The sequence below is a fragment of the Tardiphaga sp. 20_F10_N6_6 genome, from assembly GCF_052076045.1.
GTDB classification, from domain to species: Bacteria; Pseudomonadota; Alphaproteobacteria; order Rhizobiales; family Xanthobacteraceae; genus Tardiphaga; species Tardiphaga robiniae.
Genome location: NZ_CP197239.1, coordinates 4,146,528 through 4,166,435, shown reverse-complemented (window position 1 = coordinate 4,166,435; position 19,908 = coordinate 4,146,528). Strand labels below are relative to the sequence as shown.

Sequence of the window (19,908 nt, the reverse complement as noted above, 5' to 3'; positions counted from 1 at the left end):
CTAGGCCATAAAAGGCTGCGTTAGGTCAATGGTTTAAGACAAGAAACGGGACCAGGGGCGGGCCCGTAGTCTCACCCCGCCAGCGACACGGCCGTGCCATATGCCCGCACAAAGCCGTGCTCCACCACGGTGTTGCGGCCACGCCGTTTGGCGGCGTAGAGCGAGGCATCGGCTGCCTCGATCAAATCGTTCGCCGTCTCCAGCGTAGCTGGCATCGTCGAGGCCACGCCGACACTGACCGTGACCCGCTGATGTGCGCTGGTGGCATGGGAGACCGCCAGGTTCCAGATTGCCGCGCGTACTATTTCGCCGATCTGGATGCCGCGGGCGACCTCGGTGCCCGGCAGCAGCAGGCAGAATTCCTCGCCGCCATAGCGTCCGGCAAAGCCCGAGCAGCGATCGGCCAGGCTGGAGAGAGCTTCGCCGACGCGCGCCAGGCAAGCATCGCCTTCGGGATGGCCATAGGTGTCGTTGAAGAGTTTGAAGTGATCGACGTCGATCATCAGCAGCGTCAGATGGTCGCCGGATTGCTGGGCCTTCAGCCATTCGAAATCGAGGCGGCTCTGGAAGCCGCGCCGATTGGCAAGGCCAGACAGCATGTCGATGGAGGCAAGCACCGTGAGCTGCTCGTTGCTGGCGCGCAATTCGCGTTCGCGACCACGCAACTGCGCCGCCATGCCGTAAAATGCGCGTGCCAGCGGTACGAACTCGGCCGGCAGCTTGTTCCGCGCTACGCGGGCCGACCAGTCGCCGCGACCGAAGCGCTGCGCCATGGTCTCCATCATCTGGATCGGCTTGATGATCAGTCGCTCCGCAACCACCAGCGCGCCAAGCAGAACGAACAGGCAAACGAAGGCGAGCTGCAAATAGGCGGTGCGGATCTCGCGATCGGCAACCGCCGAGACTCGGGCCTCGTCGATGCTGACGATCAATTGCGCGCCGGTACCGGGGATTGTCGCGAATGATACGGTGCGCTGTGAACCGTCACTGGCGCTGAATGACAGCGAACCGGTCTGCTTATCCGTATTGCGCAGATGCGCTTCGATCATCGGCAATAGAGCAAGGTCTTCCATCGGCCGACCAATCGCGCTGGCGTTTGTCGGCGGCGCTGCAAGCACGGTGCCGGCATGATCGACCAGCAGTGTCGTGACACCGGGCCGGTCGCCGAGATTGCCCATGATCTTCGACATCCAGTCGAGATTCACCGCCGCCAGTACCACGGCATCGTCGTCCTTAGTCAGGCCCGGTGCGAGATAGGCCGCCATCACGGTCGGCTGGTTCGTCAAGCGGCTGAACAGATAATCGCTGACGACAAACTCACCGGTCGCAATCGCTTTCTTGAAATAGGGGCGATCGCTGAAATCGAATCTCTGCTCGATGACTTCCGGCCAGGTCGAGCACATGGCGATGCCATCCGCACCGGCCACTGTCAGGCTGCGCAGCCACGGCATATCGCCGCGGAGGCTCGCCCGCATGATGGCGCAGCTCCGATTCACCTGAGCGGCCGACGTATAGATGTAGGCGGATGATTTCAGCACGGCCTCGATCGAGGCGAAGACTTCGCGCTGTGCATCGGCGCTGTGCTGGGCGACGCCAGCGAAATCACGCGCGGCCGTCGCGATCTGGTGGGTACGCGTCGCATCGAGTGAGCGAATTCGCTCCGCCATTAATGGCCCGACCAGAATGAGGGCCAACAGGACCAGTCGAGCGCGAATGCCGAGAGCTCCCCTGAGCCTCGCTTTATTGCGGTTAATACCGATGCGTGACATCTTCGATCCCTAAGCCCCGCGGACATAGGTACTCCAAAGCCTTCAAAAAGCCTTTCCCGGATTCGTTAAACTGCAATGGATCTCAAGAAAGTTCGCGCCTTGGTTGAAAATAAATCCGTGCAAGAGTCGTCGGGCGTAACGTCTTCTTTACCAACCGACGGACTCGCTTCGGTCGAGTACGATATCTTCCGCGCATGTAACGAAGCGCGGCGGGACCGCAGTTCTGTGACGTTGATCGCGGTGTCGAAGACGTTCGAGGCTGACGCAATTGCGCCCGTGATCCAGTCCGGTCAGCGTGTGTTCGGCGAAAATCGCGTCCAGGAGGCAAAATCCAAATGGCCGGCGTTAATCGCCACTCAACCCGCGATTGCGTTGCATTTGATAGGGCCTTTGCAGTCCAACAAGGCCAAGGAAGCGGTCGCCTTGTTCGATGCGATTCACTCGGTCGATCGACCGAGCATTTGCGAAGCGTTAAGCAAGGAGATGAAGGCGCAGCAGCGGACGCCGCAGCTCTTCGTACAGCTCAACACCGGTGAGGAGCCGCAAAAGGCCGGTATCGCGCCGAGCGAGGCTGATGATTTCCTGGCCCGCTGTCGCGATACCTACGGGCTGACGATTTCCGGACTGATGTGTATTCCGCCGGTTGACGATGCGCCAGCACCGCATTTCGCGCTGACAGCGAAGATCGCTGCACGTAACGGATTGACCGGGTTGTCGATGGGCATGAGTGCCGACTTCGCCATCGCCATCCAGTTTGGCGCGACTCATGTGCGCGTCGGCTCGGCGATCTTCGGGAAACGGTAGTTCTTCTCTTCACTTCCGTTAATGGGCCGTTGGCGCTTTGCCTGAACTGAAAAGTTCCCGACCGCACGCCGGAAGGTGCGCCATAATGTCGCACTATTCCGTCTCGACTGTGTCCGGACGCAGGATCCCCGCCCCGCGAGAGGGACAGACATGCGACACTTTCGCTCCGTTACCTGGCTTCTGGCCGCGCTGGTCGTGTTCACCATGCCGGTCGTTGCCATGGCGCAGATCATCAGCATCACGATTGCTCCACCGGAACTGCCGGTCTACGAGCAGCCCGCCATTCCCGCGCCCGGCTATATCTGGACGCCCGGCTTCTGGGCCTATGGTCCGGACGGTTACTACTGGGTGCCCGGCACCTGGGTCGAGCCGCCTCAGGTCGGCCTGTTGTGGACGCCGGGCTTTTGGGGCTGGCACGATGGCTATTACGGTTGGAACGCCGGCTATTGGGGAACCCATGTCGGCTTCTATGGCGGCGTCGATTACGGCTACGGCTATAGCGGCGTCGGTTATGGTGGCGGTCGCTGGAATAACGGCGTGTTCGCCTACAATCGGACCGTCAACAATTTCGGCGGTGTCGCGGTGACGAATGTCTACAACCAGACCATCGTCAACAATACGACCAACATCACAAGGGTCAGTTTTAATGGCGGCACGGGCGGCACAACCGCGCAGCCGACGCCGCAGGAGCAGGCCGTCGCGCACCAACCGCACATCGCGGCGACGGCCGTACAAACCCAGCACGAACATATCGCGAGCACCAACAGAGCGCTGCGCGCGTCCGAAAATCATGGGCATCCGGCGATCGCGGCAACGTCCAAGCCCGGTGAGTTCACCGGCAAGGGCGTCGTGGCAGCGCGGGAAGTCGGGCCGGCCGCCGCACGGCCGGCGGCGACGCTCGTGCCCGCGGCACTTCCTGCGACCGGTGCCAAACCGCCAGCAAACAGGCCGGTTGCGAACGCAACGCCTGAGAACAAGGGGCCACCGACGGCCGTCGCACATGCGACGACCAATGGTGCAGTCGCGCCGAAACCGCTGAACGCGGTCGCCAAGCCACCTGCTATCAGGCCGCCTGTCGCCCCGCACCCGGCGGCGCCCAGGATGGCTGCTATCGCGAAACCGCCGGCCCCGCCGCATGTTGCCGCCGTGCGGCCAGCATCGCATCCGGTTGCAACTCATCCGGCGCCCCGTCCGGCTCCTCATCCGCCGGCGAGACCGAAGGCCCCGCCGCATAACGATTCGCATAAGAAGCCGGAGTAACCGATCGGTCTGGCCGGGGCGTTCTCATCCCCGGTCAGATCTTCACGCCTCGCCTGAAAAATTTGAAGACGGAGTCTGCACCAGATCTACCCAATGACGATGCGCGTCTTCGGTCCGATCCGGGCTAGCAGCCGCAGCATGGCCGGCTTGGTCATCGCCACACAGCCCGCGGTCGGCGCGAATTTCGGGCGGGCCAGATGCAGGAACACTGCACTGCCTCGCCCTGCGATCCGTGGTCGGGTGTTCTGGTCGATCTCGATGATGAAATCGTAGAGATGATCCTCGCGGGCCAGTCGGTCGCCGTCACTTCCACGATCGAGCCGGACCGGTCGATTGTAGTGCCGATCAGACGGATCCTCGCACCAGCCATCCATCAGTGTGATAGGGCGGATCGGCAGAAAACTACGCGGACGTGGATTGCGGTCGGCCCGCCACCACAGCCGGATGGGGCGAAACGTCCCACGCGGCGTTCCGCCGTCGCCTTCGCGTTTGTTCGCCTTGATTCCGCCGCGGCCGAGCGCGACGGGTATGGTTGTGTGGTCGGTCGTCAGCCATCCACGGAGTCTGTCTCCGGCTGACGCGCGAATGTGAACCATAGTTAGCGGTCGATCACGCAAGCTTGTTCGATAAGTGTCTGAAATAACGAGACTTCCCATCCGAATCGCGAACTCCGCCTTGCTATTTACCGCAAATGTTCTATTTCGCGCTGCAGCAGTACATTCGCCGGGAATGTCGCTGATTTTGCGCTAGAATATGCGTTAACGGCGAAGCCTGTCACGATTTCTGGCCCACTGTTTCAGCGCGGCGAACAACGCTTCGCCGCAGCCGTTCAAAGGATTGTCGCAATGCCCAATGCCCGCAAGATCTTGATCGTGGATGACGATACTGATTTGCGCGAGGCGCTGGTCGAGCAGCTGTCGCTGCACGAAGAGTTCGAGGCCTCCGCTGTCGACACCGGCGCCAAGGGCGCTACTGCCGCCAAGGCCAATTCCCCCGATCTGGTGCTGATGGATGTTGGCCTGCCCGACACGGATGGACGCGAAGTCGTGCGCAGCCTGCGCAAGGGTGGCTTCAAGGCGCCGATCATCATGCTGACCGGTCATGACACCGATTCCGACACCATTCTCGGTCTTGAATCCGGCGCCAATGATTACGTCGCCAAGCCGTTCCGCTTCGCCGTACTGCTGGCGCGTATTCGCGCGCAGCTCCGTCAGCACGAAGCCAGCGAAGATGCCGTCTTCACCGTCGGTCCCTATAGTTTCCGGCCCGGCTCCAAGATGCTCACCGGCGCCAATGCCAAGAAGGTTCGCCTGACCGAGAAGGAAACCGCGATCCTGCGCTTCCTGTATCGCGCCGGCCAGTTGCCGGTGTCTCGCGAGACGTTGCTGCAGGAAGTCTGGGGCTACAATTCCGGCGTCACCACGCACACGCTGGAAACGCACATCTATCGGTTGCGTCAGAAGATCGAGAAGGACGCCGCCAATCCTGAAATCCTGGTGACGGAAGCCGGTGGCTACAAGTTGGTGCCGTGATACGATTGGGGAGCCGATTCGCCATTAGCTGTTCGGTATCCTCCTTCGCGCGTCCCGATCACACGGTTCTGCATGTCGATCGATGATGATGTAGCCCTGCTTGAGCGCGTCCCGACATTGCGCCTGTTGGGTATCGCCGCTTTGCGCGTGATCGCGATCGGCTCCGAGCAGCAGGAATTTGCGCGGGGCTCGGTGTTGTTTCGGCAGGGTGACGATGCCGATTGCGGCTATGTCGTTCAGACCGGCGCATTCCGCATCAGCCTCGACGACGGCAGCGATCATGAAGTGATCGCGGGGCCCGGCACATTGATGGGCGAACTTGCACTGCTGGTAGCGATGCAGCGGCCATCGACGGCGGTCGCCACGGAATATTCCAGCACGATCCGGATCACGCGCAGCCTGTTTCAGCGCGTGCTCGACAGCGATCCCGCAGCCGCTCGCCGTCTGCGTGACGACATGGCGACTCGCGTCAGCCAACTCGCCAGCGATGTGACGCTGATCGGCGCCAAGCTCAGCCAGTAACTGGTATCAAAGCTCCAGCACCGTCGTGACCGGTACGTGGTCCGATGGCCGCTCCCAGCCGCGTGCATCTGACGTGACGGTGAAGTCGCGGATCGAATCCTTCAGTGCGGACGACACCCAGATGTGATCGAGGCGGCGGCCGCGATTCGACACCGCCCAGTCGGCGGCGCGGTAGCTCCACCACGTGTAGATCTTTTCCGACAGCGGAATGCGTTCGCGCGCGACGTCGATCCAGTTGCCCTCGCTCTGCACGGCGAGCAGCTTTTCGCACTCGATCGGCGTATGCGACACGATTTTCAGCATCTGCTTGTGCGACCACACGTCATTCTCATGCGGTGCCACATTGAGATCGCCGACCAGGATATGACGCGCATCGCCGCGCGGATGCAGCGGCTCGCAGGTCTTCATCTCGTCGAGGAACGAGAGCTTGTGCGCGAACTTCGCATTCACGTCCGGATCCGGAACGTCGCCGCCGGCAGGCACATAGAAATCATGCACGATCAGCGGCACGGCCATGCCGGCCTTTTCGCCGAACGATACCGAGATGTGGCGTGAGTCCAGATTGTTGCAGAACACGCGGATGTCGCTGCTCTCGAATGGAAGTTTCGAGACGATGGCGACGCCGTGATAGCCCTTCTGCCCGTTCAGCACGACATGGTCATAGCCGAGCTGTTTGAAGCGCTTGAGCGGAAAGGCATCGTCCGGGCACTTGGTTTCCTGCAGACACAGCACATCCGGCTGCATCTCTTCGAGAAACTTGGCGACAAGGTCGATGCGCAATCGCACCGAATTGATATTCCAGGTGGTCAGGGAAAAACGCATGGAAATCCGATGGTGAGACGGCGCAAGCGCGCCTGCTCATCATGAGGGCATCACCTGCAGCGAAAACTAATTCGCGCCGCTGGTGGGATACTTGGTGAAGTCGATCTTGAACAGCCCCGGATCGGGCTTTTTCGCGGTATCGAGATTGTAGATCGCGACCGTGGTGTCATAGCCCTGCGGGTCGGTGACGGTCCACTGCTTGAGCTGTCCATCCTTAGTGCCGACCATCAGCATCAGGCGCGAGGTGCCGACCAGCGCGTTCTTTTCCTCAATGGTCACCGACGTATAGAGGTCGTCAGCACTGACGGCGACCACATTGGTGTCCTTCATCAGATCGATGCGATCGGACAGCAGATAGCGCAACGGTGTCTGCGACAGCGGGTAGATGTCCTGGGTTGCCAGCTTGGAATCGCGGACGGCGAGCGACTGGCCGTCGGACACCATGGCGATGGTCGTCGGCGCATCATATTCGAAACGAACCTTGCCGGGCTTCTGGATGAAGAAGTCACCGGTGGTGCGGCTGCCGTCTGGCCCCACCTGAACAAAGTTACCGCTCAGATTGCTGAGCGATGACAGATAGCTGCTGACCTTGCTTGCCTGCGCCTTCTGATTGGCGTCGAAGCTCATGAAAATGCTGGCGGGAACGTTGCGGCGCGGATCCGGAATGATTGGATTCGGTGGCGTGGATGTCGTCGCCGATGTCTTGGGTGCGATTGCAACTGGCGGCCGAACAGCCTGGGGCTCGGAGGCCGACATCTGGAAACTGCTATTGCTGCGCGCTTGCGGTGCAGGTCGCGGCAATGGGATTGACTGGGCATAGGCCGAGGGCGCCACAATGGCGGCGACAAACGCCGCGACGAGGCCGGCTGCGCCGATGCGCAGGAAAGACCGGTCTGCGGCGTGATGGGTCGGGCGTCTCATCAAGGCGTCGTCCTGCTCGGCGGGTTCGGCGCATTTTACCGCGCTTTGCGTCAGAATGGGTACCGGTTTTGCGGTCCGGCCGGTGGTCTCTTGCGCCCCCGCCGCGGCTGACGCCGCCAGCGCAGGCGCTAACCCGGAGCTGTGGCGATTTCGCGACTCGAAAGCGGGATTGTCCATTGGCAGGGTCAAACTCTCAGAACCCGCTTTCTTCTTCTTCGATCAGAATCTCGCGTTTACCGGCATGGTTGGGCTGACCGACGATGCCTTCGTTTTCCATGCGCTCGATCAGCGACGCTGCGCGATTGTAACCGATCTGCAGCCGGCGCTGGATGTAGCTGGTCGATGCCTTCCGGTCGCGCTTCACGATGGCAACGGCTTGCTGGAACAGATCGCCACCACCGCCATCGGCGCCCATGCCCGTCGAATCGAATACCGCGCCGTCCTCGCCCTCTTCCGGTTCTTCGGCGGTGACCGCCTCGAGATATTCGGGCTCGCCCTGCGTCTTCAGGTGGCGCACCACCTTCTCGACTTCCTCGTCCGACACGAAAGGACCGTGTACGCGCGAGATGCGACCGCCGCCAGCCATATAGAGCATGTCGCCGCGGCCGAGCAGTTGCTCGGCGCCCATCTCGCCCAGGATGGTGCGGCTGTCGATCTTCGATGTGACCTGGAAGGAAATGCGCGTCGGGAAGTTGGCCTTGATCGTGCCGGTGATGACGTCCACCGACGGACGCTGCGTCGCGAGGACGACGTGGAGACCGGCGGCGCGTGCCATCTGCGCGAGACGCTGCACCAGGCCTTCGATGTCCTTGCCGGCGACCATCATCAGGTCGGCCATTTCGTCGACAATGATGACGATATAGGGCAGCGGCGCGAGATCGAGTTTCTCTTCCTCGTAGATCGCCTTGCCGGTTTCCTTGTCGAAGCCGGTGTGAACGGTGCGCGAGAGCTCCTCGCCCTTGGCCTTGGCTTCGACGAGACGCGCATTGTAGCCGTCGATATTGCGCACGCCCAGCTTGGCCATGCGCTTGTAGCGCTCTTCCATCTCGCGCACGGCCCATTTCAGCGCGACCACGGCCTTCTTCGGATCGGTCACGACGGGCGTCAGCAGATGCGGGATGCCGTCATAGACGGAGAGTTCGAGCATCTTCGGATCGACCATGATCAGGCGACACTGATCCGGCCGCAGCCGGTAGACCAGGCTGAGGATCATGGTGTTGATCGCGACTGATTTGCCCGAACCGGTGGTACCGGCGATCAGCATATGCGGGGTGCGCGCAAGATCGATGATGATGGACTCGCCGCCGATATTCTTGCCGAGGCAGAGCGGGAGCTTGATGCTGCCGTCATTGGTGTCCTGCACGGTCAGCAGTTCGCGCAAGTAGACGTTTTCGCGATGGGCGTTCGGCAGCTCGATGCCGATGGCATTGCGACCGGGGACGACGGCGACGCGGGCGGACAGCGCGCTCATGGAGCGCGCGATATCGTCGGCAAGGCCGATCACGCGCGACGACTTGATGCCCGGTGCAGGTTCGAGTTCGTACAGCGTGACGACGGGGCCGGGATTGGCTTTGACGATTTCACCGCGCACGCCGAAGTCCTGCAGCACGCCTTCCAGCGCCCGCGAATTGGCTTCAAGTTCGGCCTTGCTGAGCGGCTTGCGATCCGCGGCCTTCGGCGCGGTGAGCATGCCGACGGAGGGCAGTTCGAACTTGCCGTTGGATTTGCGCACCGGCTCCTTGGCCGAGGATTTCTTGCGCGCCTTCGGGGCGGGCTCCTCTTCCTCTTCTTCTTCCTCGTAGTCGTGCTCTTCGTCCTCGTCGTGATCGCTCTCGTCTTCGTCGCGCGGCGCAATTGACGGGCTGTTACGACGACCGCCGAGATTGGGTTCCTGACGCTCGAAGGATGCCGCGCGCGCCTTGGGCTCGCTTGCAACCATCTTGCCATAGACCAACGAGAGGAAACGGCCGAGACGCGCCTTCGCGCTCATCACGGCATGCGCCGCCCAGCCAAGCGAGACCGAGATCGAGCCGCGATCGCGCGTTTCATCTTCCTCGAACGGCTCGTCATCTTCCTCGATATCGATCTCGGCGAATTCTTCCTTCGCTTGCGCGCCATAGCCACAGGCGATCAAGAAAGTCACGATCATCGCCGCGCAGAGAATAAAGCCGAGGACGAATCGATAGATGAAACCGACAGGGCCGAATACGACCGCGGGCGCGCGAAACAGCGCGTCGCCGACCACGCCGCCGACGCCGGTCGGCAGGGGCCACGATCCGCCATGCTGCCAGCAGCTGGCAAAGCCTGATGCGATGATGGTGCAAAGGACCCAGCAACCGATACGCAGCGCTTCGCGGTCGAAATGCCGATGCGTCATCATCCGCCAGCCCCAGACAGCGATGGTGAGAATCATCATGATCGCGCCGAGGCCGAGGATCTGCATCAGCAGATCGGCACCGATCGCGCCGGGATAACCGGCGACATTGCGGATCGCACGCGAGGTGGCATGGCTCAGGCTCGGGTCCTGTACGGACCACGTCATCATCGCTGCCGCCGCGACAGCTGCGGCGCAGACCAGGCCAAAGCCCGCCAGTTCACGCAGCCGTCGTCCCAGCATCTCGCGAATCGACGCGGGCAGATGGCCGACGAGAGGAATGACGCGTTCGATCGTGGTGCTCATACCGGAGTGCTCATGCGCCCTGCATCAATCCAGGATCTTCAATTCAAAATCTTCACCAGCCGATGCAAAGCCTCGGCTGTCGTTTCACTGTCCTGCACCATGGCCAAACGAATATAGCCGGCGCCGGGATTGCTGCCGTCGGCCTGCGGGCGCGCCAGATAACTTCCGGGCACCACGCGCACGCCGCCATCGCGATACAGTCTCACGGCTGCCTCTTCGTCGCCGCCATATGCGGAGACATCGAGCCACAGACAGAAGCCGCCAGCCGGGCGCTTGTAGCCGTAGCGATTGCCGAGAATCTGATCCGCAAGATCGAACTTCAGGCGGTAGAGCCTGCGATTCTCTTCCACATGTGCTTCGTCGCTATAAGCGGCAACCGCGACCTGCTGCAGCGGCACCGGGACCTGCGGCGCGGCCACATTGCGCAATTCGTGAAACGCGCTCAGGAATTTCTTGTCGCCGGCGACGAAGCCGACGCGCATGCCAGGCAGATTCGAGCGCTTTGACAGCGACTGAAACGCAACGACATTGGTGTAGTCAGGTCCGGCTGACGCCAGCATGCTGCCGGGCGCGGCCTGCGTGTAGATTTCCGAATAGCATTCGTCTGATAGCACGATGAAACCGTAGCGCAGCGCGAGGTCGTGCAGCTTCTTGAAGTAAGCGGGTGTCGCGACGGCGCCTTGCGGGTTAGCCGGCGATGCGACGTACATCGCCACCGTGCGTGCCAGCGTCGCCTTATCGAGTGCGTCGAGATCGGGAAGGAAGCCGTTGGCCACTGTGGTTGGCATGAAGATCGGCTCGCAACCCGCGGCGCGCGCACCGGCGCCGTAGGCTGGATAGAACGGATTTGGTAGCAGGATCGCCGGCGTACCTTTGCGCGGGCCGACAAAGCGCGCGGCCGTGATCGCGGCGAAGAACAGGCCTTCACGGCTGCCGTTCAGCACCAGCACTTCGGTTTCCGGATCGAGGGCGCGCGGGAGATTGAAGCGCGTACCCATCCACGTAGCGGCGGCGCGGCGGAACGGCTCAATGCCCTTGGCGATCGGATAGCGGCCGAAATCGGCGGTGTGTTTGGCGAGGACCGGTCCGACGAAATCCGGCACCGGGTGCTGCGGTTCGCCCAATGACAGTGTGATCAGCGGTTGGCCGGGCTGATATGGCGCCAGCAATTCCGTCAGTCGCGCAAACGGCGAGCGCTCGCCATCGGGCCCAGCCGAGGTCCGGCTGCCAGCGCCTTGCGCCGCGGAAGGAGGAGCGGTGAGTGCCATCAGGAAAACGCCAGTACTTTCAAGGCAGCCGATCGCCCCATGAGATCGGCCGAAATGGGATCAAACCACCATAGATACGGCGAGGTTAAGACGCGATTAACCATCGAGGGGCCGGCCTTGCTATCACGCGTTTAGCGGCCGTCCAGGCCTACGCGGGGATCAGAATGGCACCCCAAAAAGTGAAAGGCCCCAGCTTGCGCTGGAGCCCTTCGACGGTTGGGACATTGCCGGGTAGTGCCCCAACCGATCCCTTTGTGAGCATCCCGGACCGATGATCCGGGATGGCTCGTAACGCTTACATGTTGTAGGCGCGTTCGGTGTGCTCGGTGACGTCGAGGCCTTCGCGCTCGACTTCAACATTGACGCGGAGACCGACGATCACGTCGACGACCTTGAACAGGATCGCCGAACCGACGCCCGACCACACCAGCGTGGTCGCGACAGCCTTACACTGCGCGATCATCTGGGTGACCATGTCGTAGTCGCCGATCTTGCCGGCGACGTAGTCCATGACGCCCGTGCCGCCGAGGGCCGGGTTGACCAGGATGCCGGTGCCGAGCGCGCCGATGATGCCGCCGACGCAATGGACGCCGAACACATCGAGCGAGTCGTCATAGCCAAGCGAGTTCTTCACGACGGTGCAGAAGAACAGGCAGACGACGCCTGCGACCAGACCGAGAACCATCGCGCCCATCGGGCCCGAGAAGCCGCAAGCCGGGGTGACGGCGACGAGGCCGGCAACCGCGCCCGATGCTGCGCCGAGCAGCGACGGGTGACCCTTGGTCATCCACTCCGCGAACATCCAGGCCATCGCCGCAACCGCAGTTGCGAGGAAGGTGTTGGTCATTGCGAGAGCGGCAGTGCCCGAGGCTTCGAGGTTCGAACCGACGTTGAAGCCGAACCAGCCAACCCACAGCAGGGACGCGCCGATCATGGTCATGGTCAGCGAGTGCGGAGCCATCAGCTCCTTGCCGTAGCCGGTGCGCTTGCCGATGATCAGGCAGCCCACGAGGCCAGCAATGCCGGCGTTGATGTGAACGACGGTGCCGCCAGCGAAGTCGAGAGCGCCCCACAGGAACACCTGGCCGGCATCGGCCATGACTTCGTCAAGCTTGGCCTGAGCCGCAGCCTTCGCATCGGGAGCCGCAGCTGCAACAGCCTTGGCGGCTGCAACGATGGCGTCCGGACCAGCCCAGTACCAGACCATGTGCGCGATCGGGAAGTAGATCAACGTCACCCAGAGCGGGATGAACAGTGCAATCGCGGCGAACTTGGTGCGTTCTGCGAAGGCGCCGACGATCAGGCCGGGGGTAATGGCGGCAAAGGTCATCTGGAAGCAGAAGTAGACGAGTTCCGAGATGTTGGCGTCTGCGGTGAACGAAGCAGCCATCGAGTCAGGCGTCACGCCGGCGAGGAACGCCTTCGAGAAACCACCGATATAGGCCGAACCGCCAGTGAACGTGATGCTGTAGCCGTAGAGAGCCCAGATCACCATCACGATGCAAGCGGTGTAGAGGACCTGCATCAACACAGAGAGCATGTTCTTGGAGCGAACGAGGCCGCCGTAGAACAGGGCGAGGCCCGGGACGGTCATCAACAGAACCAGCACCGTCGAGGTCATCATCCAGGCGTTATCGCCCTTGTTGACCGTCGGATCGGCGTAAGCCGCAGTTGCGGCGAACAGGCCAACGGCGAGTGCCGCCAATCCCGCGCCAGAGGGACGCTTAAACGTCATTGTGTTTGACTCCTGATTGAAGAATGGGTGAGCGCGAAATCCGAGGAATTCGACTTAGAGGGCTGCAGCATCGGCCTCGCCGGTGCGGATGCGAACCGCGTGGTCGAGGTTGATGACGAAGATCTTGCCGTCGCCAATCTGGCCGGTCTTGGCGGCGGTGGTGATGGCTTCGATGGTCTTGTCGACCTGATCGGAAGCGACAGCCACCTCGATCTTGATCTTGGGCAGGAAGCTCACCGCATATTCAGCGCCGCGATAAATTTCCGTATGGCCCTTCTGTCGGCCATATCCTTTGACTTCCGTCACCGTCAAACCATGAACGCCAATGGCGGTCAGGGCATCACGGACTTCCTCAAGCTTGAATGGCTTGATGATCGCCATAACAATTTTCATGGGTCCTATCCCCGCTTGGGCCCGACCGAAAACCGACCGGGCGATCTCGACTGAGGTTCACCACGCGGAGAAGTTCACTACGCGGGCACAGCCAGACCAGATAGAATCAAATGCCGTGCCAGATCGGCGGAATTCTCTAACGGTTTATGAATCCCCAGCTTTTCGCGTTTCTCACGTGATGAGACAGAGTGCGCTATTCGGTCGCGCCCAAACTCTAGCCAATCCTGCCCAAAATGGAAGCATGACAGGCTCTCGACATATTCCTGCTTAGACGGCGGGCAGCCCAGAGGTGCCCAAATACGTCAATCCGAGGCAAAAAACTCGAAATTGTCTAATCTGCAGGCCTTCCAACTGGCGCGCGTGGAATTGACATGGTTCAACCGGGCAAGACCGTAGAGCCCTTCAGGCGTATTCGAGCGGACTGTGAGAGCAGTTCTGGCTGAAAGCCCAGTGGGCGCTGGCTTATTGCCTAAAGCGCGTCGCTGTCGGTCTCGCCGGTGCGGATACGCAGGGCGTGGTCGATCGGGGTCACGAAGATCTTGCCGTCGCCGATCTGGCCGGTCCGGGCTCCGGTGGAGATGACCTCGACCGCCTTGGCCGCGAGGTCGGACGCCACAGCGATTTCGAGGCGCAGTTTGGGCAGGAAGTTCACAATATACTCGGCGCCGCGATACATCTCGGTATGGCCCTTCTGCCGGCCATAGCCCTTCACTTCGGTCACCGTCATGCCGTGAACGCCGATGGCCGTCAGAGCCTGACGCACTTCATCGAGCTTGAAGGGTTTGATGATCGCGACCACGAGCTTCATGCAGGATTCCTCTTCGGGGGCGGTGTACGACCCTGCTTACGCAATCAGACAGCTTTATGCCATCCCCGTTGGCATGGCGCGTGGAAATTGGGCGGCGACCTGCCTTCGGGGCGGGCCGTTTGCACGCCAAGACGGCGAAGCGGGATTCATGGCTGGAAGCGGAGCAACTTACGTCGCCGGCTTCTCGCGGCGCTCGCGCACTGAGCCTTCCTGCGCCACGGTCGCCACCAGCGTGCCGTCGGGCTTGAAGATCAGGCCGCGCGCGAGGCCGCGACCGTTCTGGGCGCTCGGCGAATCCTGACTGTAGAGCAGCCATTCGTCGGCGCGGAACGGGCGGTGAAACCACATGGCGTGATCGAGACTGGCCGCCATCGCCTGACCGTCGAACAAAGTGCGGCCATAGCGGGCCATGATGGAATCGAGCAGCGAAAAGTCCGACGCATAGGCCAGCGCGCACATATGGAGCGCCGGATCGTCCGGCAGCTTCGCGGCGGTACGAATCCAGAAATTAATCCGCCCCTCCGGAATCTTCTCGCCAGCATAACGCTGGAATTCCACCGGACGCAGCTCGATCGGGCGATCGGACTCGTAATAGCGGCGGATGAAATCGGGCATCTTCTCGATGATCGGATGTTTCGACAGCTCTTCCGCAGTGAGCTTGTCCGGCGGCGGCACGTCCGGCATCGGATCCTGGTGGTTGAACGAGTCCTCCTCCTCGGCGTGGAACGACACCATCATCGAGAAGATCGCATGGCCGTGCTGGATCGCGGTGACACGCCGGGTCGAATAGCTCTTGCCGTCGCGCAGGCGCTCGACCTCGTAGACGATCGGAATCTGCGGGTCGCCGGGCAGAATGAAATAACAATGCAGCGAATGCGGCATGCGGCCTTCGACGGTGCGGCACGAAGCCACCATGGCCTGGCCGATCACCTGGCCGCCGAACACCCGCTGCCAGCGCGTTTTCGGGCTGCGCCCGCGGAACATGTTCACCTCGATGGTCTCGAGATCGAGGATATCGATCAGATCGATCAGGCTCTTGGACATGTCGGCATCTTTCGCTCAGCGGCAATATTAAGGGAGGTTTACCAAGACCTTGGCCGCGCAGGCCCCGGTCCCATTGCCACCCTTGTTTCGCGATCCTGTTTCGCCCAGCTATAAGCGCGTGGCAACAGCGAGAACGGATATCATGGCGGCACAACGAGGCATTGTCATCGGCGGCGGAGCGTTTGCCGGACTGGCGCTGGCTTTGGCGTTGCGGCAGGGGCTTGGCCCCGATCTGCCGATCATTGTCGCCGATCCCGCGCTGGCGAACCGGCCGAGCCGCGATCCGCGCGCCACGGCCATCGTTGCTGCCTGTCGGCGGCTGTTTGATGCTCTCGGTGTCTGGGATGCTGTGGCTGCCGAAAGCCAGCCGATTCTCGACATGGTCGTCACCGATTCCAAGCTGGAAGACGCCACCCGTCCGACCTTCCTGACCTTCGGCGGCCATGTGGAGCCGGGCGAGCCGTTCGCACATATGGTCGAAAATCGCCGGCTGATCGACGAACTCGTGATCCGCGCCGAAGCGGCGGGCGTCGACCTGCGTGCGACCGCGGTGACGACATTCGATTCACGGGCCGACGGTGTCAGCGTCACGCTCGGGGATGGCAGCGTGATCGAGGCAGCTCTTCTTGTCGCTGCCGATGGCGCGCGCTCGAAGCTGCGCGAGCGTGCGGGCATCGCGACCCATGGCTGGGATTATGACCAGTCCGGTATCGTCGTCACTGTCGGCCATGAGCGCGATCATGACGGACGTGCCGAAGAACACTTCCTGCCCGCCGGGCCGTTTGCAATTCTGCCTTTGACTGGCAAGCGTTCGTCGCTGGTGTGGACCGAGAAGCGCGCGGAAGCCGCGCGCATCGTCGCTTTGCCAGATGATGAATTCCATGCCGAGCTCGAGCAGCGGTTCGGCCTGCACCTCGGCGAGGTCAAAGCGCTCGACAAGCCGCGGGCCTTTCCGCTCGGCTACTTCGTCGCGCGCTCCTTCATCGGCGAACGGTTGGCGCTGATCGGCGACGCCGCACATGTGATCCATCCGATCGCGGGGCAGGGACTCAATATGGGTCTCAAGGACGTCGCGGCATTGGCAGAGACCATCGTCGATGCTGCACGACTCGGCATGGATTTCGGCCAGAGCGATGTGCTTGAGCGCTACCAGCGCTGGCGCCGCTTCGACACCATGACGATGGGTGTCGCGACCAATGTGCTGAACGTCCTGTTCTCGAACGATCTGCCATTCGTGCGCAGCATCCGCGACATCGGTCTCGGCATCGTCGATCGGCTGCCGCCGCTGAAAGGCGCTTTCATCAAGCAGGCTGCGGGATTGTCGGGGGAAGTGCCGCGGCTTTTGAAGGGCGAGGCACTGTAGTCAGCACGTCATGCGGTCACGCCGCTCAACGTGGAAGATTTCTGCTTCTTCTCGCCTTCGAACAGCGGGCGCTCGCGGATCAATCCTTCGCCGACGAGATCGAAGAAGGCCCTGACGCGCGCCGTATTCTTCAAATCTGCATGAGTCACGATCCAGAGTTCACCCTCGAGTTCCTTGAGGGGCTCAGATAGTGCTCTTGCCACCCCGGCGTCGTGATCTGCGAGATAGCACGGCATCAGCGCGAGCCCGATGCCGGCTTTCGCTGCGACGAGCTGATTGACCAGACTGTTTGTCCGATAGACGAAGGCGTTCGATGGCGCGGCGCGTGACAGCCAGTCGGCAGCCCCGATGCCTGATGTTGTCTCCTCCCAGCCGATCAGGGAATGGCGATCGATCTCGGATGGATTCGATAACGGGCCGCCAATTGCCTCGAGATAGGCAGGGGCGGCGTACAGTGCCCATGCGATGGCCGACAGTCTGCGTCCCCAAAGATCGCCTTCTTTCGGACGGATAGGGCGCAATGCGATGTCGGCTTCGCGGCGCGAAAGACTCAGCACGCGGTTGTCGATCACCAGCTCCACGACAATGCCAGGGTGAGTCTGCTGGAACGCGGCGAGAAGCGGCGTCAGCCGGCTATAGGCCAGCGTTTCGGACGACGTGACCGTCAGGCGGCCGGACAAACGATGATCGCGACCGGATATATCGCGATCAAGCGCCAGCGCCTCGTCCTCCATGCGCTCCGCGCCGGCAGCCATCCGCGCACCGGCCTCCGTCGCTTGGTAGACGCCGCCTGGAAGTCGTTCGAATAGGCGCACGCCAACCTTGTCCTCCAACGCTTTCAGGCGGCGGAAGGCCGTGGAGTGATCCACGCCGAGTGCTATTGCCGCCGCTGTCAGACCGCCCGCGCGTTGGATGGCGAGCGCCAGCCGAAGTTCGTTCCAATCATCCATGCCGACGAAGATAGCAGTGTGGCTGCTTGCAGTCACGCAAGCGTCGCTGGCGAAATGCCAATGGGACTTGCGTTTTCGCGGGCGCTACCTTGCTGGTGCGATAGCGGCCCCACGACGGATGCAACGAAAGATCCAACCATGAAACTCTATTACGCCACCGGTACCTGTTCGCTCTCGCCGCACATTGTTGCGAACGAGGCGGGTATCCCGCTTGAAATCGTGCGGGTGGATATCCGGAAGTCGCCCCACGTCACCGAGGCGGGCAGCGACTATTCGGCGGTGAACCCGAATGGCTATGTGCCAGCGCTGGCGCTCGATGACGGCACAGTGCTGACCGAGGGCACCGCGATCGTTCAATACCTTGCGGACCTCAAACCCGAGAGCAGGTTGGCGCCGCCTGCCGGCACACCGCAGCGTGTCGAGCTGCAATCCTGGCTCAATTTCATTGCCACCGAACTCCACAAGATGTTCAGCCCGTGGCTGTTTCACCCCGAATATGGCGCACAGGCGGCAGATGTTGCACGCGTAAAGATCGCAGAGCGGCTGGCGTCGGTCGAGCGCCATCTGGCAGCGGGCAGGCCGTTCCTGCTCGGAGAAGGCTTCACGGTGGCCGACGCCTATCTGTTCACGATCGTTGGGTGGTCCAACTTAGCAAAGGTGGATCTGTCCAACTTTCCGTGTCTGCGCGACTTCATGGCTCGCGTCGAAGCGCGACCCGCCGTGCAGCAGACCATGCGCGCCGAGAGAATAAAGGTGAGCGCATGACCGTGGATCAACCAGACGCACCAGCACTGACGCTGGTCAGCCATCATCTCTGCCCTTACGTGCAGCGAGCGGCCATCGTGCTTGCCGAAAAGGGTGTCTGTTTCGAGCGGCGCTATATCGATCTCGCGCACAAGCCGGACTGGTTTTACGCGATCTCCCCGCTGGGCAAGGTTCCGCTTCTGCTTGTGCGACGCGACGGCAACGACACTGCCGTGCTCTTCGAAAGTGCGGTGATCTGCGAATACATCGAAGAGACGCAGACAGGCGTGCAGCTTCACCCTTCCGATCCGCTCGAACGAGCCGGGCACCGTGGCTGGATCGAGTTCGGCTCGTCGATCCTCGCGGATCTGTGGGGATTTGAGACGGCCACCGAAGCGAACAGCTATGAAGCGAAGCGGAAGATGTTGGCCGGCAAATTCGGTCGCATCGAGAAGGTGCTAACCGCAGCGCCGTTTTTCGCGGGGCAGCACTTCAGTATGGTCGATGCGGTTTACGCGCCAATCTTCCGCTATTTCGATGTGTTCGATACCATCGCTGACACGGAAGTCTTCGCCCAAATACCCAAGGTTCGGGCATGGCGCGCAGCGTTACGCAGGCGTCCGAGTGTAGCGAACGCTGTCACGGCCGACTACGCCGACCGGTTGCGTGCATTCCTCGCTGAGCGCGACGCACATCTTCTCAAGATCGCAGCATGAGGCAGCCATGAGCCAGGGCGTCGCATGGCTGCTACTGATCGTGGCCGGGCTTCTGGATGTGGGGTGGGCGATTTCGATGAAATATGCCACGGGTTACACCCGACCGGGCTGGACCATCCTGTCGCTGATTTTCCTCGCCGCGTTCGTCTATCTGCTCGGCCGGGTTCTGGAGGTTTTGCCGGTGGGGTCCGCCTACGCGGTATGGGTCGGGATCGGCGCAGCCGGGACGGTCCTGTTCGGAAGCGTGCTGTTTGGCGAATCGATGAGTCTGCTGCGCGGCGGCGGGGTCGCCCTCATCGTCGCGGGAATCGTCGCCTTGAGATTTGCGCCGGCATGAGCCGCCACATCAGAAATTCAGTCGATCTTCCGCGCTTCTTCCGGGAGCATGATCGGAATGCCATCGCGGATCGGATAAGCAAGCTTGGCCTGGCGCGAGATCAGCTCCTGGCGGGCGGCATCGAATTCGAGTTGGCCCTTGGTCAGCGGGCACACCAGAATCTCGAGCAGCTTGGCGTCGACGGTGCTTTCGGCGCGCTCGATTGGCGGTGTGGTCATGAGTGCGCTCCGGTGATGCGGT

20 protein-coding genes are annotated in these 19,908 nt (G+C 61.9%); 8 read left to right on the top strand and 12 right to left on the bottom strand.

The features are described 5' to 3' along the window. Positions 1-71 precede the first annotated feature (71 nt). Positions 72-1,769 carry a diguanylate cyclase domain-containing protein gene (locus tag AB7813_RS20040; protein WP_175369338.1) on the bottom strand — a complete coding sequence of 566 codons (1,698 nt, stop codon included), beginning with the start codon at positions 1,767-1,769 and terminating at the stop codon, positions 72-74. Positions 1,770-1,844: 75 nt separating this feature from the next. On the opposite strand from AB7813_RS20040, the gene AB7813_RS20035 reads away from it, so the two are divergent. Next, positions 1,845-2,573 (top strand): YggS family pyridoxal phosphate-dependent enzyme, encoded by a 729-nt coding sequence (locus tag AB7813_RS20035; RefSeq protein ID WP_441228308.1) that lies wholly within the window; start codon positions 1,845-1,847, stop codon positions 2,571-2,573. 150 nt (positions 2,574-2,723) lie between these two features. Further along, on the top strand, positions 2,724-3,833 hold the full coding sequence (locus tag AB7813_RS20030) for a hypothetical protein (protein ID WP_441228307.1): 1,110 nt from the start codon (positions 2,724-2,726) through the stop codon (positions 3,831-3,833). An 86-nt stretch (positions 3,834-3,919) separates the two neighbouring features. Here the strand turns inward: AB7813_RS20030 and AB7813_RS20025 are convergent, their stop codons facing one another. After that, entirely contained in the window at positions 3,920-4,429 is a 510-nt protein-coding gene (locus AB7813_RS20025; protein WP_439065417.1) for a L,D-transpeptidase family protein, read from the bottom strand. A gap of 249 nt (positions 4,430-4,678) precedes the next feature. Here AB7813_RS20025 and AB7813_RS20020 point away from each other — a divergent pair, with 249 nt between their 5' ends. Together AB7813_RS20020 and AB7813_RS20015 are read left to right on the top strand one after the other, a co-directional pair. Then, on the top strand, positions 4,679-5,365 hold the full coding sequence (locus AB7813_RS20020) for a response regulator transcription factor (protein ID WP_068730214.1): 687 nt from the start codon (positions 4,679-4,681) through the stop codon (positions 5,363-5,365). A gap of 72 nt (positions 5,366-5,437) precedes the next feature. Then, on the top strand, positions 5,438-5,887 hold the full coding sequence (locus AB7813_RS20015; protein ID WP_184512497.1) for a cyclic nucleotide-binding domain-containing protein: 450 nt from the start codon (positions 5,438-5,440) through the stop codon (positions 5,885-5,887). A 6-nt stretch (positions 5,888-5,893) separates the two neighbouring features. Here the strand turns inward: AB7813_RS20015 and AB7813_RS20010 are convergent, their stop codons facing one another. The 8 genes from AB7813_RS20010 to tesB form a co-directional block, all read right to left on the bottom strand. Next, entirely contained in the window at positions 5,894-6,709 is an 816-nt protein-coding gene (locus AB7813_RS20010) for an exodeoxyribonuclease III (protein ID WP_120287667.1), read from the bottom strand. Positions 6,710-6,775: 66 nt separating this feature from the next. After that, entirely contained in the window at positions 6,776-7,630 is an 855-nt protein-coding gene (locus tag AB7813_RS20005) for an outer-membrane lipoprotein carrier protein LolA (RefSeq protein WP_441228306.1), read from the bottom strand. A 193-nt stretch (positions 7,631-7,823) separates the two neighbouring features. Then, entirely contained in the window at positions 7,824-10,310 is a 2,487-nt protein-coding gene (locus AB7813_RS20000) for a DNA translocase FtsK (protein ID WP_184512495.1), read from the bottom strand. A gap of 38 nt (positions 10,311-10,348) precedes the next feature. Further along, on the bottom strand, positions 10,349-11,578 hold the full coding sequence (locus AB7813_RS19995; RefSeq protein WP_439065415.1) for an aminotransferase class I/II-fold pyridoxal phosphate-dependent enzyme: 1,230 nt from the start codon (positions 11,576-11,578) through the stop codon (positions 10,349-10,351). A 295-nt stretch (positions 11,579-11,873) separates the two neighbouring features. Next, positions 11,874-13,313 carry an ammonium transporter gene (locus AB7813_RS19990; protein ID WP_089263149.1) on the bottom strand — a complete coding sequence of 480 codons (1,440 nt, stop codon included), beginning with the start codon at positions 13,311-13,313 and terminating at the stop codon, positions 11,874-11,876. Between the two features lie 54 nt (positions 13,314-13,367). Beyond that, positions 13,368-13,706, bottom strand: a complete 339-nt coding sequence (locus AB7813_RS19985) for a P-II family nitrogen regulator (protein ID WP_068730208.1) — start codon at positions 13,704-13,706, stop codon at positions 13,368-13,370. Between the two features lie 469 nt (positions 13,707-14,175). Continuing rightward, positions 14,176-14,514 carry a P-II family nitrogen regulator gene (locus AB7813_RS19980; RefSeq protein ID WP_089263151.1) on the bottom strand — a complete coding sequence of 113 codons (339 nt, stop codon included), beginning with the start codon at positions 14,512-14,514 and terminating at the stop codon, positions 14,176-14,178. Between the two features lie 168 nt (positions 14,515-14,682). After that, complete coding sequence (tesB, locus tag AB7813_RS19975; protein WP_089263153.1) at positions 14,683-15,558, bottom strand: acyl-CoA thioesterase II; 876 nt, start codon at positions 15,556-15,558, stop codon at positions 14,683-14,685. 142 nt (positions 15,559-15,700) lie between these two features. Between tesB and AB7813_RS19970 the strand changes: the two genes are divergently transcribed. Further along, positions 15,701-16,921 carry a ubiquinone biosynthesis hydroxylase gene (locus AB7813_RS19970; protein ID WP_089263155.1) on the top strand — a complete coding sequence of 407 codons (1,221 nt, stop codon included), beginning with the start codon at positions 15,701-15,703 and terminating at the stop codon, positions 16,919-16,921. Positions 16,922-16,929: 8 nt separating this feature from the next. On the opposite strand, the gene AB7813_RS19965 is transcribed toward AB7813_RS19970, so the two are convergent. Next, the gene (locus AB7813_RS19965; RefSeq protein ID WP_244628357.1) at positions 16,930-17,907 is read right to left on the bottom strand and encodes a LysR family transcriptional regulator; all 978 of its coding nucleotides are present in this window, start codon (positions 17,905-17,907) and stop codon (positions 16,930-16,932) included. A 102-nt stretch (positions 17,908-18,009) separates the two neighbouring features. Between AB7813_RS19965 and gstA the strand changes: the two genes are divergently transcribed. The 3 genes from gstA to AB7813_RS19950 are packed head-to-tail and all read left to right on the top strand — an operon-like array spanning position 18,010 to position 19,668. Then, a complete protein-coding gene (gene gstA, locus AB7813_RS19960) occupies positions 18,010-18,636 on the top strand; it encodes a glutathione transferase GstA (RefSeq protein WP_439065413.1) in 627 nt (208 codons plus the stop codon). After that, positions 18,633-19,331: a glutathione S-transferase family protein gene (locus AB7813_RS19955; RefSeq protein WP_439065412.1), complete on the top strand. Its 699-nt coding sequence runs from the start codon at positions 18,633-18,635 to the stop codon at positions 19,329-19,331. Before gstA ends, AB7813_RS19955 begins: the two co-directional genes overlap by 4 nt. A 7-nt stretch (positions 19,332-19,338) precedes the next feature. Further along, positions 19,339-19,668: a DMT family transporter gene (locus tag AB7813_RS19950; protein ID WP_441228305.1), complete on the top strand. Its 330-nt coding sequence runs from the start codon at positions 19,339-19,341 to the stop codon at positions 19,666-19,668. A 17-nt stretch (positions 19,669-19,685) separates the two neighbouring features. On the opposite strand, the gene AB7813_RS19945 is transcribed toward AB7813_RS19950, so the two are convergent. Then, the gene (locus tag AB7813_RS19945) at positions 19,686-19,886 is read right to left on the bottom strand and encodes a Trm112 family protein (protein ID WP_068730204.1); all 201 of its coding nucleotides are present in this window, start codon (positions 19,884-19,886) and stop codon (positions 19,686-19,688) included. Positions 19,887-19,908: the final 22 nt, after the last annotated feature.

Excerpts from the sequence above, each read along its gene's own strand:
- AB7813_RS20015 (WP_184512497.1), top strand. The coding sequence starts at position 5,438 with ATGTCGATCGATGATGATGTAGCCCTGCTTGAGCGCGTCCCGACATTG.
- AB7813_RS20005 (WP_441228306.1), bottom strand. The coding sequence starts at position 7,630 with ATGAGACGCCCGACCCATCACGCCGCAGACCGGTCTTTCCTGCGCATC.
- AB7813_RS19970 (WP_089263155.1), top strand. The coding sequence starts at position 15,701 with ATGGCGGCACAACGAGGCATTGTCATCGGCGGCGGAGCGTTTGCCGGA.
- AB7813_RS20035 (WP_441228308.1), top strand. The coding sequence starts at position 1,845 with ATGGATCTCAAGAAAGTTCGCGCCTTGGTTGAAAATAAATCCGTGCAA.
- AB7813_RS19985 (WP_068730208.1), bottom strand. The coding sequence starts at position 13,706 with ATGAAAATTGTTATGGCGATCATCAAGCCATTCAAGCTTGAGGAAGTC.
- AB7813_RS20020 (WP_068730214.1), top strand. The coding sequence starts at position 4,679 with ATGCCCAATGCCCGCAAGATCTTGATCGTGGATGACGATACTGATTTG.
- gstA (WP_439065413.1), top strand. The coding sequence starts at position 18,010 with ATGAAACTCTATTACGCCACCGGTACCTGTTCGCTCTCGCCGCACATT.
- AB7813_RS19990 (WP_089263149.1), bottom strand. The coding sequence starts at position 13,313 with ATGACGTTTAAGCGTCCCTCTGGCGCGGGATTGGCGGCACTCGCCGTT.
- AB7813_RS19995 (WP_439065415.1), bottom strand. The coding sequence starts at position 11,578 with ATGGCACTCACCGCTCCTCCTTCCGCGGCGCAAGGCGCTGGCAGCCGG.
- AB7813_RS20025 (WP_439065417.1), bottom strand. The coding sequence starts at position 4,429 with ATGGTTCACATTCGCGCGTCAGCCGGAGACAGACTCCGTGGATGGCTG.
- AB7813_RS19945 (WP_068730204.1), bottom strand. The coding sequence starts at position 19,886 with ATGACCACACCGCCAATCGAGCGCGCCGAAAGCACCGTCGACGCCAAG.
- AB7813_RS20030 (WP_441228307.1), top strand. The coding sequence starts at position 2,724 with ATGCGACACTTTCGCTCCGTTACCTGGCTTCTGGCCGCGCTGGTCGTG.
- AB7813_RS20010 (WP_120287667.1), bottom strand. The coding sequence starts at position 6,709 with ATGCGTTTTTCCCTGACCACCTGGAATATCAATTCGGTGCGATTGCGC.
- AB7813_RS19950 (WP_441228305.1), top strand. The coding sequence starts at position 19,339 with ATGAGCCAGGGCGTCGCATGGCTGCTACTGATCGTGGCCGGGCTTCTG.
- AB7813_RS19980 (WP_089263151.1), bottom strand. The coding sequence starts at position 14,514 with ATGAAGCTCGTGGTCGCGATCATCAAACCCTTCAAGCTCGATGAAGTG.
- AB7813_RS20040 (WP_175369338.1), bottom strand. The coding sequence starts at position 1,769 with ATGTCACGCATCGGTATTAACCGCAATAAAGCGAGGCTCAGGGGAGCT.
- AB7813_RS20000 (WP_184512495.1), bottom strand. The coding sequence starts at position 10,310 with ATGAGCACCACGATCGAACGCGTCATTCCTCTCGTCGGCCATCTGCCC.
- AB7813_RS19955 (WP_439065412.1), top strand. The coding sequence starts at position 18,633 with ATGACCGTGGATCAACCAGACGCACCAGCACTGACGCTGGTCAGCCAT.
- tesB (WP_089263153.1), bottom strand. The coding sequence starts at position 15,558 with ATGTCCAAGAGCCTGATCGATCTGATCGATATCCTCGATCTCGAGACC.